General features: G+C 63.5%; 13 protein-coding genes. 9 read left to right on the forward strand and 4 right to left on the reverse strand.

Going from position 1 to position 15,083, the window contains the following annotated elements:
• Window positions 1-11 precede the first annotated feature (11 nt).
• Entirely contained in the window at window positions 12-1,181 is a 1,170-nt protein-coding gene (locus AC1D2G_RS14200; protein ID WP_477414687.1) for a glycosyltransferase family 4 protein, read from the reverse strand.
• Between the two features lie 314 nt (window positions 1,182-1,495).
• Here AC1D2G_RS14200 and AC1D2G_RS14205 point away from each other — a divergent pair, with 314 nt between their 5' ends.
• From AC1D2G_RS14205 to gloA2, 4 genes are all read left to right on the forward strand, one after another.
• The gene (locus AC1D2G_RS14205) at window positions 1,496-2,665 is read left to right on the forward strand and encodes a DUF1972 domain-containing protein (protein ID WP_477414689.1); all 1,170 of its coding nucleotides are present in this window, start codon (window positions 1,496-1,498) and stop codon (window positions 2,663-2,665) included.
• On the forward strand, window positions 2,662-3,918 hold the full coding sequence (locus AC1D2G_RS14210; protein WP_477414691.1) for a glycoside hydrolase family 5 protein: 1,257 nt from the start codon (window positions 2,662-2,664) through the stop codon (window positions 3,916-3,918). Before AC1D2G_RS14205 ends, AC1D2G_RS14210 begins: the two co-directional genes overlap by 4 nt.
• 262 nt (window positions 3,919-4,180) lie before the next feature.
• Window positions 4,181-4,414 (forward strand): hypothetical protein, encoded by a 234-nt coding sequence (locus AC1D2G_RS14215; RefSeq protein ID WP_095091204.1) that lies wholly within the window; start codon window positions 4,181-4,183, stop codon window positions 4,412-4,414.
• A 168-nt stretch (window positions 4,415-4,582) separates the two neighbouring features.
• Window positions 4,583-4,966, forward strand: coding sequence for an SMU1112c/YaeR family gloxylase I-like metalloprotein (gloA2, locus tag AC1D2G_RS14220; RefSeq protein WP_477414693.1), 384 nt, complete (start codon window positions 4,583-4,585; stop codon window positions 4,964-4,966).
• Between the two features lie 203 nt (window positions 4,967-5,169).
• On the opposite strand, the gene AC1D2G_RS14225 is transcribed toward gloA2, so the two are convergent.
• Window positions 5,170-6,072 (reverse strand): LysR family transcriptional regulator, encoded by a 903-nt coding sequence (locus AC1D2G_RS14225; protein ID WP_477414695.1) that lies wholly within the window; start codon window positions 6,070-6,072, stop codon window positions 5,170-5,172.
• Window positions 6,073-6,203: 131 nt separating this feature from the next.
• Between AC1D2G_RS14225 and AC1D2G_RS14230 the strand changes: the two genes are divergently transcribed.
• From AC1D2G_RS14230 to AC1D2G_RS14240, 3 genes are all read left to right on the forward strand, one after another.
• Window positions 6,204-6,929: an SDR family NAD(P)-dependent oxidoreductase gene (locus AC1D2G_RS14230; RefSeq protein ID WP_477415131.1), complete on the forward strand. Its 726-nt coding sequence runs from the start codon at window positions 6,204-6,206 to the stop codon at window positions 6,927-6,929.
• Complete coding sequence (locus tag AC1D2G_RS14235) at window positions 6,923-7,408, forward strand: RidA family protein (protein ID WP_477414697.1); 486 nt, start codon at window positions 6,923-6,925, stop codon at window positions 7,406-7,408. Before AC1D2G_RS14230 ends, AC1D2G_RS14235 begins: the two co-directional genes overlap by 7 nt.
• Window positions 7,409-7,546: 138 nt before the next feature.
• Window positions 7,547-8,314, forward strand: coding sequence for an alpha/beta fold hydrolase (locus AC1D2G_RS14240; RefSeq protein WP_477414699.1), 768 nt, complete (start codon window positions 7,547-7,549; stop codon window positions 8,312-8,314).
• 207 nt (window positions 8,315-8,521) lie between these two features.
• On the opposite strand, the gene AC1D2G_RS14245 is transcribed toward AC1D2G_RS14240, so the two are convergent.
• Both AC1D2G_RS14245 and AC1D2G_RS14250 read right to left on the reverse strand, forming a co-directional pair.
• Window positions 8,522-9,868, reverse strand: coding sequence for a VpsF family polysaccharide biosynthesis protein (locus tag AC1D2G_RS14245; protein ID WP_477414700.1), 1,347 nt, complete (start codon window positions 9,866-9,868; stop codon window positions 8,522-8,524).
• Between the two features lies 1 nt (window position 9,869).
• Complete coding sequence (locus tag AC1D2G_RS14250) at window positions 9,870-11,978, reverse strand: GumC family protein (RefSeq protein ID WP_477414702.1); 2,109 nt, start codon at window positions 11,976-11,978, stop codon at window positions 9,870-9,872.
• A gap of 261 nt (window positions 11,979-12,239) precedes the next feature.
• On the opposite strand from AC1D2G_RS14250, the gene AC1D2G_RS14255 reads away from it, so the two are divergent.
• The gene (locus tag AC1D2G_RS14255; RefSeq protein WP_477414704.1) at window positions 12,240-13,739 is read left to right on the forward strand and encodes a glucosamine inositolphosphorylceramide transferase family protein; all 1,500 of its coding nucleotides are present in this window, start codon (window positions 12,240-12,242) and stop codon (window positions 13,737-13,739) included.
• 118 nt (window positions 13,740-13,857) lie between these two features.
• On the forward strand, window positions 13,858-15,054 hold the full coding sequence (locus AC1D2G_RS14260; RefSeq protein ID WP_477414706.1) for an FAD-dependent oxidoreductase: 1,197 nt from the start codon (window positions 13,858-13,860) through the stop codon (window positions 15,052-15,054).
• Window positions 15,055-15,083 lie beyond the last annotated feature (29 nt).

A 15,083-nucleotide genomic window follows, 5' to 3' on the forward strand; every position in this document is an offset into this window, starting at 1 on the left:
AAACACGAACTTCACGGACTGGTCTCCGCTTCGCGGGCGGCATGCGCCCGGCTAGGCTTCGCCAGCGCCGCCCTCAACTTGTCGGTGGCGATCGCCGCGATCGCCGCCGCCGCCACCGGCTCGCTGAAAATCTCCTCGTATCGCAACCGGCCTGCGGCAACGAAACCACGCCAGGCATCTGGCCGAAGGACGATCTCCCGCAGTTTGTCGGCAAGGGCGGCCGGGTCGCCGGGCGGAACATGCCAGCCGGTCTCGCCATCGCTGACCACTTCGACCAGGCCGCCGATGGCAGACACCAGCGGCGGACGGCCATAGGCCATCGCCTCGATGGCGACGCGCCCCAGCGATTCGGGACGCCGCGACGGCACGGTGACGATGTCGGCCCAGCGGTAATGCGCCGAGGGGTCCGTTACGACCGGCAACACGCTGACCCGTTCGGCCAGGCCCATGCTTTCGACCAGTTCGGCCAGCGCGCGTTCGCGCTCTACGCTTTCGAAGGCGCCGCCGACCAGCCGCACCTCGATCCTCGACCGCAATTCCGGTGACATCGAAGCGATCGCCTGGAGCAGTATCTCTTGGCCCTTGATCCTGTTGACGCGGCCGAGCAGCAGCACCCGCAAAGGGCGGTTGCCGTCATAAGTCATTGGTTCGGCCGCCGCCGGCCCAGCGACACCGTTGTAGACGACATGCGTGCGCGAGACCTTGGGATCGCCGAACGCGGCGCGTGTCGCGCGCGAGTTGAAGATGAGATCCGCATGGCTCCAGCGCATCAGGCCGACGAGTATCCTGCGCATGACGCCTTCGGGGATCTCGTGGATATGCAGGATGGCCTTGTCGGGGAGAAGGCGCGCGGCCAGCGCATAGTCGGCCACGATCGAGGTGTTGACGTAGGTGAGATCGCAATCCCGGAGGCGCCGCCATGCCCGAAGCACGGCCATCGGCAATCGCGCCATCTCGACCGTCGCCAGCCGCAGGATGGCCTGGCGCCTCAGCACCCAGAGCGGCTCGAAGACGATGCGGCTGGCATGGTGTTCCAGGATCTGCACGATCGGCCCGCTGCGCGGCAGCACCACCTCGATGTCGGCGGACGGAAACGCGGCGCGCAGCGCAGCAACGCTCTCCGCGAAGCTGCGGTCGGAACCATAGAGTTCATAGCCCTGATGAACGCAGGCAATCCGCATCTTTGTATCCCGCCAGGTGCCGCAGCCATCGCACCAGGCGCTGGAATGCGGGAACCTTTTCGCAAGAACCATGCCTGATTGATCCGCCCGACTGGCGGACGCCCAATCCCTGGCAATGCCTCGTTTCGACACAGATACGCACAGAAGGGTTGACCGATAATGAAACAACCACGGGGTTCAATACAGTTTTTTTACAACCCCGCGCGATGATCATCCGCCCGAACGCCGAAATCGTCGGATGGCATGGAAGTTGCCCATCCGATCTGATGATGCAGCAATCGCTAATATATAAAGTTCCGAAAGTGCCAGCGGCCATGAAACCAGAGACGCCTGCCATTCTGATCCTGGGGACGCGCGGCATACCCGCTGCCCATGGCGGCTTTGAAACCTTCGCCGAAAGACTGGCATTTTTTCTTGCCGGGCGCGGCTGGAAGGTCGGCGTCTATTGCCAGGAGGAGGTCGAGCGGATCGACCGGAGGGTACGCAGCGAAACCTGGCGCGGCATCGAACTCATCCACGTCCAGGTTGCCTCGAAAGGGCCGCGCGCGACCTTGGAATTCGATTGGCAATGCGTGCGCGACGCCGCCAGGCGGCCGGGCGTCTGCCTGGTGCTCGGCTACAACGGCGCGGTTTTCCTGACCTGGCTGAGGCTGAAGGGGCGCAAGATCTTCACCAATATGGACGGCATCGAGTGGCGACGCCCCAAATGGGGGATGGCGGCGCGCAGCTGGTTCTGGCTCAACGAATGGATCGGCGCCTGGGCCTCGCATCGCCTGGTCGCCGATCATCCTGCCATCGCGGACCATCTGGCGACGCGCCGGCCGCGCAGCGCCATCGCCACCATCGCCTATGGCGCCGATCCAGTGACATCGGCACCTGAGGCGCCGGTCCGGGCGCTCGGCCTGGAGCCGGGGCGCTATCTGATATCGATCGCGCGCATCGAACCCGACAACAACATCCTGCCGATCGTCGAAGCCTTTTGCAGCCGCAAGCGCGACATGAAGCTGGTGGTGCTCGGGACGCTGTCGGACGAAATCCCCTATCATGTCGCCGTCCGCAAGGCGGCGAACGGATCGGTGGTTCTGCCGGGCGCCATCTACGACCAGGCTACGGTGAAGGCACTGCGCTATCACGCACGAGCCTATCTGCATGGCCACACCGTCGGCGGCACCAACCCGTCGCTGGTCGAGGCGCTGGCGGCCGGCAACATGGTGATCGCGCACGACAATCCGTTCAATCGCTGGACCGCGGGTGCCGCCGCGATCTACTTCACCGACACCGACAGTTGCGCCGAGCGGATGCAACAGGCGCAGGACGATGACGCCCTGGTCAGGAATTGCGGCATCGCGGCAAGGGCCCGCGCCCGCGAAGCCTTCCGCTGGGAGGATGTCCTGGCTGCCTATGAGCGTGAAGCCTATCGGCTTCTCGGTGTCACTGCCGACGACGCCGTCGCGGCCGATCGCGCATCGCCCGGCACTGCATGACGGTCTGGTCGCGCCGGCGGGTGCTGCGGACGGCGCTGTCGACCGCGGCACTTGGATCCCTCCCGATCGCGCAATTCGCCCGCGCCGCCGAGCCTCCCTTCAGGCGGGGCGTCAACGCCTGGCCCTGGTTCTCGCTGACACGTGAATTCCCGGCGCCGCGCACCGACTACGGCTGGCCGCCCTTCCAGCCGCAGCGGCCGATTCCGACCGCGCACGACCTGCGCCGGTTGCACGACACGGGGCTCGATTTCATCCGCCTGCCGGTCGATCCCGGCCCGTTCCTGGCGGCCGACGCCACCACGCGCGCCCTGTTGCTGGACATGCTGGACGCGGCAGTCAGCGCCACCCTTGATGCGGGCCTCGGCATCGTCGTCAACGTGCAGGCCAACGGCGCCACCCACTATTGGAATCCTGACCGCATGGTCGCCAGCGTCACCGCGCCCGCCTTCGATCTCTATCGCGGGCTGGTCGGCGAACTTGCCGGCAGGCTGGAGGGCTTCCAGCCCCGCGAGGTGGCGCTTGAAGCCGTCAACGAGCCGCCGCAGGCCTGCGCTTCCGACGTCTGGTCGCAGGTCCAGTTCGCGCTTCTGACCGCGGCAAGGGCATCGGCTGCAACCTTGCCGCTGGTGGTCACCGGAGGCTGCGGCTCGATGGTCGGCGGGCTGACCGCGCTCGATCCGGTGCCCCTGTCGCCGTTCGAGCCCATCCTGTTCACCTTCCACTTCTATGAGCCCTATCTGTTCAGCCATCAGGGTGCGCCGTGGATGCGCGAGCCCGTCTACCGTTCGCTCAACAACGTGCCGTGGCCGGCGTCCGCCGGCTCGTTGGATGCGACGCTGGCGTCGGTCAGGGCGCGCATGGCGCAGGATACCGAAACCACGGATGAGGCCAAGAAAGCCGCTTATGCGCAAACCGAGCGCGTGCTGAAGGTCTATTTCGACGCCCAGCCCGACCGGCGCTTTGTCGACAAATATCTCCGCCAGGTTCGCGCCTGGAGCGACAGTCACGGCTTTGCGCCGGAGCGCATCATCATGGGCGAGTTCGGCGCGCTGCGCACCGACGCCCGCTATGTGGCGGCGCCCAACCCCGATCGGGCACGCTACATCGCCGATGTACGCCATGGCGCCGAGGATCTCGGCTTTGGCTGGGCATTCTGGAATCTCTTCGACGGGATGGGGATGATGGACGACACCACACGGGCCCTCGACCCGGATATCACAGCGGCACTTGGCCTGACCATGCCGGCGGATTAGGGTAAAAACCCAATCGCTCCGAACGAGTTCGGCCCGCAGCCGACTTACGTCTTCCATGGCGCCAATGGGATCTTTGCGGCGCAACTTGGACGTAGTGTCCAATTTTGCGATTGCCCGAAAGCCGACATCTCCAGCGACCATCTTGGCGGTCGGGATGAGCCGGGATCTCACTGTGCCGGTAGAGACGACTTCAGTCTCATCGGTATCGCCAGAGCCGCGAAACTGTGGTAGCCGCCGCTCAACCAACCAAAGGACGACACCAGTGAACGAACCGACCGTGGCCCAGGCGACCGAAAGTATCTATGTCTCGCTCCGGGCGGACAATGCCGACATCGACGCACATATCGCGACGCTGAAGGCGGCGCTGACACGAGAAGGGGTAAAACAGGCGGTGTTCGATCCGACCAAGTTGGCGCAGAACAACCGCTCGGGCCGCAAGTTGATGCAGGCTTATTTTCGCCAGCGCGGCGTGAGCGTGAAGTTTTCGGACCAGTAGAGCCGCGCGCGGGTCTCAAGCGCGTCGGCGGCAACATCATGCCGCCGATTGGGCGCAGATGAAAATCCGTATGGACGAGGCGACCCTGGCGAACGGCGACATCAACAAAATGCCGCGCACCCGATGGCCACCTTGGCCTCAAATCCCAGCTTGGCTAGAGTTCGTGGCATGCTGAACGCCATTCACCACGTCGCGCTCATCTGCAGCGATTACGATCGGTCGCGACGGTTCTACGTCGAACTCCTCGGCCTCGACCTGATCCGGGAGGTCTACCGGGAGGAGCGGCAGTCATGGAAGGCCGATCTGCGGATCGGGTCCGTCCAGCTGGAATTGTTCTCCTTCCCTGCACCCGTGATGCGGCCGTCCCATCCAGAGGCGACAGGCCTGAGACATCTGGCATTTGCCGTGGCGAATCTTGATCCGGTAATCATGCGCCTGGAAGCCGCCGGCGTTCCCGTCGAGCCAATCCGGATCGACCCATATACAGACCAACGGTTTACCTTTTTCAGCGACCCGGATGGATTGCCGCTGGAACTCTACGAAACCCCATAAGGAACGGCTCGCTTTCGTGACCACGTCATCGGAGGTGGGAACGGCACTCGGCAGATATGATCCGCCAACTCGGCTGCGTCACCGGGCTCCTTGCCACGGGCCAGGAGGTCGAACGCTCTGCGCCGACGCGGCACTGCGGGAAGCTCTACATTTGGCTGTCTGGATGAAATTGAGGCCACGCTATCCTATGATAGCCGCCGTGGTCATCGCAGCGGAATCCAAAGGGGACTCTTCCAGGCCTTCAGTTCCTCGAGAAATACCTGCAGCTTCGCCGGCAGAAATCGGCGTGTCGGATAGACGGCGTGCACGAAGATTTCCGGCGACGACCAATCAGGAAGAAGCCGCACGAGTTCTCCGCTCGCGATCCGGGCATCGCAATAGGTTGATGGCAGCAGGCCGATGCCGTGGCCCCTATAGGTGAAAGCGCTCACTGCGTGGAAATCTCTCGCCGCCACCGACCCGGTGACGTGGAGCTTGATGGATTTCTTGCCGCTGACCAGATGCCATTCCACCTCGTTGTTGCGCGCCTGCAGGAGGACGCATTGATGCTGGCGCAAATCCTCCGGCCGCGATGGCGGAAGCCGACCGTGCAGATATTCCGGCGCGGCCACGACATAGCGCACGCTCTTTCCGATGCGCTGGGCGATCAGGCTCGAATCCCGCAGTTCGCCGAAGCGGATGGCGACGTCGATGTTCTCGGCTATCAGATCCAGGAACAGGTTGGTGATGAACAGGTCGGCCTGGATACGCGGATAGGTCTTCAGAAACGAGGACAGGAACGCATAGAACGGTTCTTGGCCGAGGATGACCGGCGCTGATATCCGCAGAAGACCCTCCGGCTTCTTCTGGATTTGGGTCAGCACCCGTTCGGCGTCGAAGAGCTGGCTCAGCGGCTCGCTGCATTGATTGAAATAGGCACGGCCCTGCGCCGTCAGGCTGAGCTTGCGTGTCGTCCGCTGCAGCAGGGTCACGCCGAGCCGCTCCTCCAGCGCCGTCACCTTGCGGCTGACGGTGGAGACGGGCATGCCGAGCGCGTGCGCGGCACGGCTGAAGCTTTCGAACTGCGCAACCCTTACGAACACGGCGATGTCGTTCAGATCGGCCATGTCCCGATTTTTGCATAGGTGGAAAACACATTCCAGATATTTCCGCCTAATCGAGAAATCGCGCCTGCACTACATCGGTCCCATTAGGGCAATCCAGCAGCACTGACGCTGCCCACCCTTTGGAGATGAAAATGCAGACGCGGAAAACGGCCGTAATCACAGGGGCTTCTCAGGGCATCGGTGCCGGCCTCACCAACAGCTTTCTCGAAAGGGGCTACAATGTCGTAGCGACCTCGCGGCAGGTCAGCCGGTCGACGGAGCTGAACGCATCCGACCGCCTAGCCCGCGTCGATGGCGACATCGCCGACCCGGATACCGCCAAGACCGTCGTCGAAGCCGCGCTTGCGCGATTCGGTTCGATCGACGCCCTGGTCAACAATGCCGGCATCTTCTTCACCAAGCCCTTCGTCGACTACACGGTCGAAGACTACCGTCGCCTCGCGGCAACGAATCTCGAAGGATTTCTGTACCTCACGCAGCGCGTCGTGCGGCAGATGCTGGCGCAGAAGCGTGGTGGTAGCATCGTCAGCATCACGACACCCCTGGTGGATCGCCCGATCGCCGGTGTGAATGCATCGGTCGCCATGCTGACCAAGGGAGGCATCGAAGCCATGTCGAAGAACATCGCCATGGAATATGCAAAGGAGCAGATCCGTGCCAACACGGTCGCCCCCGGCGTTGTCGACACGCCGTTGCACAAAGACAACCCGAAGGACTTTCTGAACACGCTCTCGCCCATGCACAGCATCTCCGGCGTCCAAGAAATTGCCGATGCGGTGCTCTTCTTGACAGAGGCGCCGCGCATAACCGGGGAGGTGCTGCACGTCGACGGCGGCGCACATCTGGGAAGATGGTGACCTCGATGAGCACGCAAGCCAGTGCAGACCAGCGGCTGAGCGATCTCGGCATCGCGCTCCCTCCGCCGCCCACCCCCTTCGGCGCCTATGTCGAAACCGTGAAGATCGGCAATCTGCTCTATCTGAGCGGCATGCTGCCGGTCGTCGGGCGCGAGCCGCAATATGTCGGACGCGTCGGTGGCGCGCTCTCAGCGGAGGACGGGAGAAAGGCCGCGGAGATTGCTTGTCTTAGCGCCTTATCCGCGACCAAGGCGCATCTCGGCTCGCTCGCCAAGATAATCGGCGTGGCGAAGCTCGGCGTCTATATCGCGACGGAGGGCGACTTCCGGGACCATCCGAAAGTCGCCGACGGAGCGTCCGAACTCCTCGTCAAGGTGTTCGGCACCGGGATGCTCTCAGGCCGCGTCGTTCTTGGCGTCGCCAGCCTACCCCTTGGCATGCCGGTCGAAGTCGAGCTCGTCTTTGAAATCGCGGCTTAGGCGAGCATGGCAGTGCTTTGCAACACATGGAGGGGATTCCTGGCCTCTATGCCTACGCGAGCGAATTCCTCGGCGCGAACCACCAACTTCCGACCTAAACAACGTCCTCAACCCCTTGAAGCACCACAGGAGACTCTCATGTCCACACTCCGAAAGAACGTTGCCATTGCCCTCATGATAGCCATGAGTGGCACCATGGCTCGCGCTGATGCAAAGCCGGCCGCGAAAGATATCGTCATTGTCCACGGCGCCCTGGTGGATGGCTCAGGCTGGCGAGCCGTCTACGACATCCTGTCCAAGGATGGGTTCCATGTCACTGTCGTGCAGGAGCCACTCACGGGTCTCGCCGAGGACGTTGAGGCCACCAAGCGCGTCATTGATCAGCAGACAGGCCCCATCGTCCTGGTCGGTCACAGCTATGCCGGTTCGGTGATCACGGAGGCAGGTGCCGACCCCAAGGTCAGTGCACTCGTCTATGTGGCCGCACTTCAACCCGATGTTGGGGAAGCCAGCGGGCAGCTTCTGTCGAAGTTCGCGGCGCCCAACGATGCGATGCGCGCCACCCCGGCCCCCGCGGCCACCACGGGCAAGTATTTCTTCATGCAGCCAGCCCTGTTCGCTGCGACCTATGCCCAGGATGTCCCGGCAGCGGACGCTCAATTCCTGGCCGATTCACAACAGCAGCTCGCTGAGAAAGCTCTGGGAGCGCCGGTCTCCGTGGCCGCCTGGCGAACCAAGCCCAGCTTCGCCATCCTGACCACCAAGGATCATGTTGTGAGCCCGGAGCTTCAGCGCTGGATGTATCAGCGCTCGGGCGCGAAGGTGACTGAAGTGGCCGCAAGCCACGCTGTCTTCATCTCTCAGCCGGCCGCGGTCGCTGGCGTGATCGAGGCTGCCGCTAAGTAGACGAAATCGACCTAGGAACATTGAGCTCGTCGTCCGATCCGCCTTGGGGCGCACATACTATCAGCCGGCTGAGGTTCCCGGTCAGGCTCGACGTCCGCTTTCTCGCATTTGTCACCTGGAGCTGTTCGTCCGCGTTCGGCCCATCTCGGCCATTGCCACCAGCCAGTTGATTGAGCGTTGTGAAACGGCTTTCCGCCCACAATTGCATCAAGAAGATGTGGAGCGGTTCTGCGTTTCCGCGAAAGGACGAACCGCGCGGACCGGCCTGATCACCGGCCGCGCCGGCCGATAAAGGGCAAGGCACAGCACCGCGACCTTGGTGAGCAGCGTGGTCTTGGAGGAGATGCTTTCCGAGGTGTTGAGAAGAATGAGCCAGCCCACCACCGGCAGCCACACGCCAGGATGGCAGCGGCGCGCCACCTCATGCATGAACAGCCCGAAGCTGGACATCATCAAAAGAGTGAAGAAGGCGCCCTGGTAGACCGTCATGCGCACGAATGGGTTCTCGATACCCCATTCGAGGCCGTTGATCCGGCGCAGGCTCTCGACGAGATCGACACTAGGCCCGACAATCACATCGCGCAGTTCCAGATAGTTGAAGATCTCGAACATCTCGACGCGGGCATTGGCACTGCCGCCATCCGACACGAAGCGGCCAAGCAGCGCATCGAAAAACCCCTGCGAGGCCAATACGGCGATGGCAACCGGCAGCAGCGCGGCCAGCATCATCGCCAATGCGGCGCCGAGCAGGTTGACGCGTCCCGTGCGCAATTTGCGAAAGCCGTGGAAGAGCAAATAGCTGCCGCCGAGGAGTATAGTCACTACCATCGCCGACCGGCCGCCGAACGCAACGAGCGCCGCGCATTGCAGGCCGATCATCGCCAGCCGCAGCGGAGCCGGCAGCGATCTTGAACCGCTCAAAAGGGCAAGCACGTAGACAGACGTCACCGTGGCATTGACCAGCGGATGCCCCTGCAGCGCGCTCGAACGCGGATCCGTGGCAAACACCTCGCCATCAAAACGATAGGGAAACACCAGTGTCTTGGTGGCGAATTCGACAAGGGCAAGCAGCCCATTGACCGTCATGACCGCATGAATGACGGTGGGCAGTCGGGCGAACGTCCATTCGTCATCCTCGCCCAGCATGAGCACCAGCAGCCCGGAAGCCACGAATGTGTCGATCATGCCGGCCATGCCTGGACGTTGCCGGACGATGACGACGACAAGGAGCACGACGGCGATGACGCTCATCAGTGCCGTGGCGGGGCGCCTGTCAGCGACATGGACGCAATAGCCGACTGGATTGCCGAACGTGCACGAACGCCAGGCAAACAGCAGAATGATGAGATAGGTGGAGGGATGTATCTTGGTCGCCGCGCTGCCTGACAGGCCGTCGTAATTGTAGCCCAGCAGCCACAGCATGCCGCCCGAGACGGCGAACAGCACCAGCACGGCTGCGATCAGTCCAAACTGGGTCACCGCATCGACGGAGGTGCCGGCGCGGGGCGCGGCAGCGCCGAAATTCGAGGCTGTTCCGCTCCAGCCGGAGGTCATGTTAGGCCACCTCGTCGACCAGCAATGCGCCTGTCGGCAACCGCCCCATGACGGAAATCGCCTGCATCGTCGCCGTCACATCGCGCATCGGCGTGGCGTTCAGCCTGGCGACGAGCACGATCTCGTCGACCATGGCGACAAGCGGCGAGGCATTGAGATTCTCGGCGAGCGCGCCGCCATCGACGACAACGAGTTCGAAACTCCGGCTCGCCTGCGCCAGCATATGCTGCGCGAAGTAGACGCCGTGCGCTTCCTGAAATATCGCCTTCGGCCGGCCCCTGCCCAGAAGGGCGACGTTGCTGCCCGGGGCGTAACGGCTGACGGCTTCAAACGCATATTCGCCGCGCAGCACATCGAGTATCCCGGGCTGCGGGTCCTTCTGGCCGTTGCTGGTGTTGGTATCGACGAACAGGACCCGGCTGCCCCTGGCCGCCGCGGCGTTGGCGAGCAGCCGTGCGATCCTGTTGCGTTGCTGGCCGTCTTCCGGCGGCGACGTCACCAGGATCGACGGCACCAGCGGCCAATCCGGAGGACGCCGGCCCGAACTGAACATGCGCCGGAGCGCAAGGCCGACGACGGCGTCGGTCTTCTGGCTGGTCGCGACGGCCGGGCTGGTGCCGAAAGGCCACCAGCGCCGTCCCGCCTTCGCTCCCGCCGGCAGGATGCCAAGCACGGGGGCATCGATCGTGAATTGCATCTGGGCGCTGGAAAGCACCGTCGGCGAGGAGTATTCCGCAATCAGCGCCAGGCCGGTGCCCAGCCCCAATCCGCCGAACACGGCGCCAAACAAAAGCAGCCCCAGTGGCGGCCAGCTTTTTTTCTGGGCGGGCATGGCGTCCGAAATGACGCGAGCATTGGTGCTGTCGACGTTGATCTGCTCGCGCGTTTCCTGTGCCCGCTGCAGGTAGGTTGCGTAGACGGAACGCACCGCCTCGAGATCGCGCTGCAATTCACGCAGCCGCACCGATGCCTGGTCGGTGTCGAGCGATTTGTTCTTGAGGCTGGCGACTTTCGTTTCCAGCGCCTGCTGGTTGGCAACCGCCCGCTCGTAATCGGTCTCGGTGGCCGTCTGGATCCGGCCGAGTTCGCGCGCGATCAGCTGCCGCGTGTCACGCAGTTGCTGCAGCGCGGCAATCATCGACGGATGTCGCGGCCCCAGTTCAGTGCCAAGCTGCGAGACCTGGTCGACAAGTGTTGCTTCCTGCGACCGCAGGCTCGAAATCACCGACGAGCGCATCGCTTCCGAGGTTGCATCGGCTGTGCCGCTCTGCTTACGCATCTGGTCGACCTGCGCCTTCAGCGTCGCGGTGCGGCTTTGCGCCGCCGAAAGCTGCGTGTTGAGCTCGGTCAGTTCTTGGTCGCTGACCAGATTGCCCGCCGCCATCACCATGTTGTTGGCGGACTTGTAGGCCTCGACGGCATTCTCGGCCTGCTGAACGCGCTTGCGCTGTTCGTCCAGCCGCGCGGTGATCGCCTTCGACGCATCGGTGGCGGCTTGCGCGCGCGCGCTCGCCTGGTCGGCCAGATAGGCTTGCGCGATGGCGTTGGCCAGAAGTGCCGCCTTGTCGGGGCTCTTGGCGGTGACGATCACATCGATGACCAGGACCTTGTCCGCCCGCTTCACCGCCAGGCGCCGGCGCAGGGCGTCGAGCGTTGCCACCGTCCTGTCGGTCGCGGCCGAACCGGAACCGAGGGCGCGCGACAGCATGCCCTGCCCGTTGAATTCCGGATCCTCGGTCAGTTTGGTCGCCGCGATCGCCCGCTGCAGCACGCCCGTCGACTGGACGACGCTGACCTGGCTTTCAACCTGCGTGATGCCGCCATCGGGCGCCAGCCCGCTCGGATTGATATCGTTGGTGACCACTTGCAGGTCTTGCGGATCGATGATGATTTCCGCCACAGAGCTGTACAGCGGGGGTGTGAGGAGGCCGTAGAGCAGGGTCGCGAGCGTCAGCAGCACGGTCGTGCCGATGATCCAGAGACGGCGGCGCACCAAAATGCGCTTCAGATCGCCAAGCTCGACGGTCGAGGGTGCGTATGATCCCGCTGATTCCACCGATCCTGCTTCCGGAAAGTATTGCTGAGGCACCATGGGCAGAGATGATAGCATAGCTGCCTCCTACAATACTCCATTTGCCTGCAAGACCAAATCGCGGGCATGAACCTAGCTATTACTCCAATTGTTAAAACATTATTAATTATGTTTGGAACCCGCATGAATTTTGGCACGGAGTTTGCTTAGGTAGACGTACTGGGGTGTTGACACCGCGCAGCTGAACGAGAGACGGACGAAAATGGGGCAACACTTCAACCGGGCCGACACCAGTGTCCCATGTTCTGACGTCGGGCACGAAAATTCCAGGTGTTCAACATGCGGCTAAGCCTGCGCCTGGACGGCGATTGCGTCCGTGGCTTCCATGTCCTACTCGCTCAACGCCTGGCCGCACTCGCGAATGTCGAGCTGTCCGTCGATGCCCGGCCGGCTGGCGGCGGTATCCCGCGCAGCGCCGAGGCCTTGTTCCAACTTGAAACAGCAATCCATGGCCTGCCCCGCGATGGGCTGGCAAAGCGCGTGCCGCGCTCGGCGCTCGCCCGCTACGGCGCGCCGCCTGCTTCGGTCGATCTGGTCGTCGACCTCTGCGGTGACGTTCAGCTCGAAGGCCCACGGATCTGGCACGTCACCTATGGCGGCGCCAGCGGCGAAGCGGCCCTGCTCGCCTTGATCCTCGCCGGCCAGACGCCACTCGCCCGCGTCGAGGAAAACGGGGCTGCGATTGCCGCCGGGCGTCTGGGAACCGAATATGGCGGTATCGCGCTGGCGTCCTTCCAGGACATGCTGGCGCGTACGGCAAGTCTGATCGTCGCTGCGATGTCAGGCGCAGCGTCGGCCGTGCCGGTTCTGCCCGAGCCGGCGCAGGCCGGTGCCCCGCCGCCGATGCCCTCGGCTTCCAAGCTTGGCGTCAGGGCGGCAAAGGCGCTGGCGCGGCGGATCGTCCAGAAGATCTACCATCTTTGCTACAACGCGCCGCACTGGAAGGTCGGCTGGCGCCAAACCAAGGGCCGGGATCTGTACGACCTGCGCGCCCATCCGGGATCGGGCTGGCAGGTGCTGCCGGACGATGGCAGCCGCTTCTACGCCGATCCGTTCCCGATCCTGTATCAGGGTCAGCTGACCCTGTTCGTCGAGGACTATATCCACCGGCTCGGCAAGGCCATCATCTCGGCTGTGCCGTTCGGTCCGGCCGGCCCGCTTGGCCGCCCTGAGCCGGTGCTGGAACTGCCCTACCATCTCTCCTACCCCTTCGTCTTCGAGCGCGACGGCGAGGTCTGGATGGTTCCGGAAAGCTGCGCCAACGGCACGGTCGATCTTTACCGGGCGACTGCCTTTCCCGGCGGCTGGGTCAAGGAGGCGACGCTGTTGTCCGGCGTCGTTGCCAGCGACGCCACCCTGGTCGAGCACGGCGGCAGCTGGTGGATGTTCGCCACTGTCCGGGACGGTGGAGGCGCCTTCTCCGACACGCTGCATCTGTGGTCGGCGCCGGATTTTCGCGGTCCCTGGACGCCGCACCCGAACAATCCCGTGCTGATGGACATCGCCTCGGCGCGGCCGGCCGGCCGCATGGTGAAACGAGGCGATCAGTTGCTGCGCCCGGTGCAGGACTGTCGCAGGAGCTATGGCGCGGCGCTCGGCATCGCACGCATCTCTCACCTTGATTTGATCGGCATGGAGCAGGTTGTTGAGACGATCTTAAATCCAGGTGCGCTATGGGATGGGCGCAAGCTCCACACGCTCAACGAGGCGGGTGGTTTCGAGTTCATCGACGGCTCGGCGATTGCACCGCGCTGGAAGCAACGAGGCGGGCGGTATTAACCTCAACATTGGTTACTACCAGTCGCGCCCACAGGTTGCTTGAGGTTGATTTGGGTCCGGACGTATTTTCTACCACAGATTGCAGAGCGGAAAGATGACCAGCAGAAAGGGCGGAGAAATGAGTATCGCAGAGGCTGGCCCAGCCGAAGTCGACGTGGCGATTGTTGGCGCCGGGCTGGCCGGAACCACCTTGGCGACGGTGCTTGGAAAAGCCGGGCGCAAGGTGGCGTTGATCGATCCGCACCGCGTCCATCACGACGAGTTCAGGGCTGAGAAGATCGGCACGAAGCATATGCAGCAGTTCGAGAGACTGGGCCTCGACGCGACGCTTCTGCCTCTCGTCACCCCGATGGACGAGGTCCACGTCTTTCGCCTCGGACAATTGTTCGCGCGTGAAATGCATCGCGAGTTTGGATTTTCCTATGGAGCGCTGATCAACGGCCTGCGCGACGCGCTGCCGCCGCAAGTTCCGTTGACGGTGGGCAAGGTCGCCGAGATCACCACCGGACCGGACAAGCAGCGGCTTGTGCTCGCCGACGGCTCTGTCATCAACGCGCGGCTTCTGGTGGTGGCCACCGGCTACAGCGAAGCGGTGCGGCGCGCCATCGGCGTGAACCGCATAGAAGAATCCAAGGCATTTTCGCTGTCGATGGGGTTCGACCTCGCCATTGCGCCGCGTGACTTCGCCTATCAGTCCGTCACCTGCTACGCCAAACGGGCCGGGGACCGTGTCGCCTACATCAGCGTCTTTCCGATCGGCAACAAGATGCGGGCGAACATGTTCGTCTACCGGCTGGTGGCCGAGCCGTGGACAAGGGCGTTTCGCCAGGACCCGCAAAAGATGCTTTGCGAGCTGATGCCCGAAATATCAGCGCAATGCGGGAACTTCGAGATGGCAGGCCCTGTGGAGGTCAGGCAGATCAACCTGACCACGACGCAAGGCCATCGCCGCGATGGTGTCGTCTTCATCGGCGACGCCTTCTGGACCACATGCCCGACGCCGGGCGTCGGCATCGAGCGGGTGATGACCGATGTCGATCGGCTCCATTCGGTTCACATTCCGCGCTGGCTCGAAACACCAGGCATGGCGGCTGACAAGATCTGCGCATTCTATGACGACCCGGTCAAAATCGCCTCCGATGAGAATGGCATGCGGGTGAGCTACTATGCCAAGGAGATCACCACCGGCACAGGGCTGGAATGGCGCATCCGCCGCCTGCGCAACAACACCGCGCGCCAGCTGATGATCGTCGGCCGCAAGATACGGCATTTGGGCCTGCGGAGGGCAAATGCGGTCGCCGGCGAAGCGTCATAGAACACCCCGCCCGGATCACACCAGCCTTG

Source organism: Mesorhizobium sp. P2_C7 (assembly GCF_056404515.1).

Excerpts from the sequence above, each read along its gene's own strand:
- AC1D2G_RS14200 (WP_477414687.1), bottom strand. The coding sequence starts at position 1,181 with ATGCGGATTGCCTGCGTTCATCAGGGCTATGAACTCTATGGTTCCGAC.
- AC1D2G_RS14205 (WP_477414689.1), top strand. The coding sequence starts at position 1,496 with ATGAAACCAGAGACGCCTGCCATTCTGATCCTGGGGACGCGCGGCATA.
- AC1D2G_RS14210 (WP_477414691.1), top strand. The coding sequence starts at position 2,662 with ATGACGGTCTGGTCGCGCCGGCGGGTGCTGCGGACGGCGCTGTCGACC.
- gloA2 (WP_477414693.1), top strand. The coding sequence starts at position 4,583 with ATGCTGAACGCCATTCACCACGTCGCGCTCATCTGCAGCGATTACGAT.
- AC1D2G_RS14225 (WP_477414695.1), bottom strand. The coding sequence starts at position 6,072 with ATGGCCGATCTGAACGACATCGCCGTGTTCGTAAGGGTTGCGCAGTTC.
- AC1D2G_RS14230 (WP_477415131.1), top strand. The coding sequence starts at position 6,204 with ATGCAGACGCGGAAAACGGCCGTAATCACAGGGGCTTCTCAGGGCATC.
- AC1D2G_RS14235 (WP_477414697.1), top strand. The coding sequence starts at position 6,923 with ATGGTGACCTCGATGAGCACGCAAGCCAGTGCAGACCAGCGGCTGAGC.
- AC1D2G_RS14240 (WP_477414699.1), top strand. The coding sequence starts at position 7,547 with ATGTCCACACTCCGAAAGAACGTTGCCATTGCCCTCATGATAGCCATG.
- AC1D2G_RS14245 (WP_477414700.1), bottom strand. The coding sequence starts at position 9,868 with ATGACCTCCGGCTGGAGCGGAACAGCCTCGAATTTCGGCGCTGCCGCG.
- AC1D2G_RS14250 (WP_477414702.1), bottom strand. The coding sequence starts at position 11,978 with ATGCTATCATCTCTGCCCATGGTGCCTCAGCAATACTTTCCGGAAGCA.
- AC1D2G_RS14255 (WP_477414704.1), top strand. The coding sequence starts at position 12,240 with ATGCGGCTAAGCCTGCGCCTGGACGGCGATTGCGTCCGTGGCTTCCAT.
- AC1D2G_RS14260 (WP_477414706.1), top strand. The coding sequence starts at position 13,858 with ATGAGTATCGCAGAGGCTGGCCCAGCCGAAGTCGACGTGGCGATTGTT.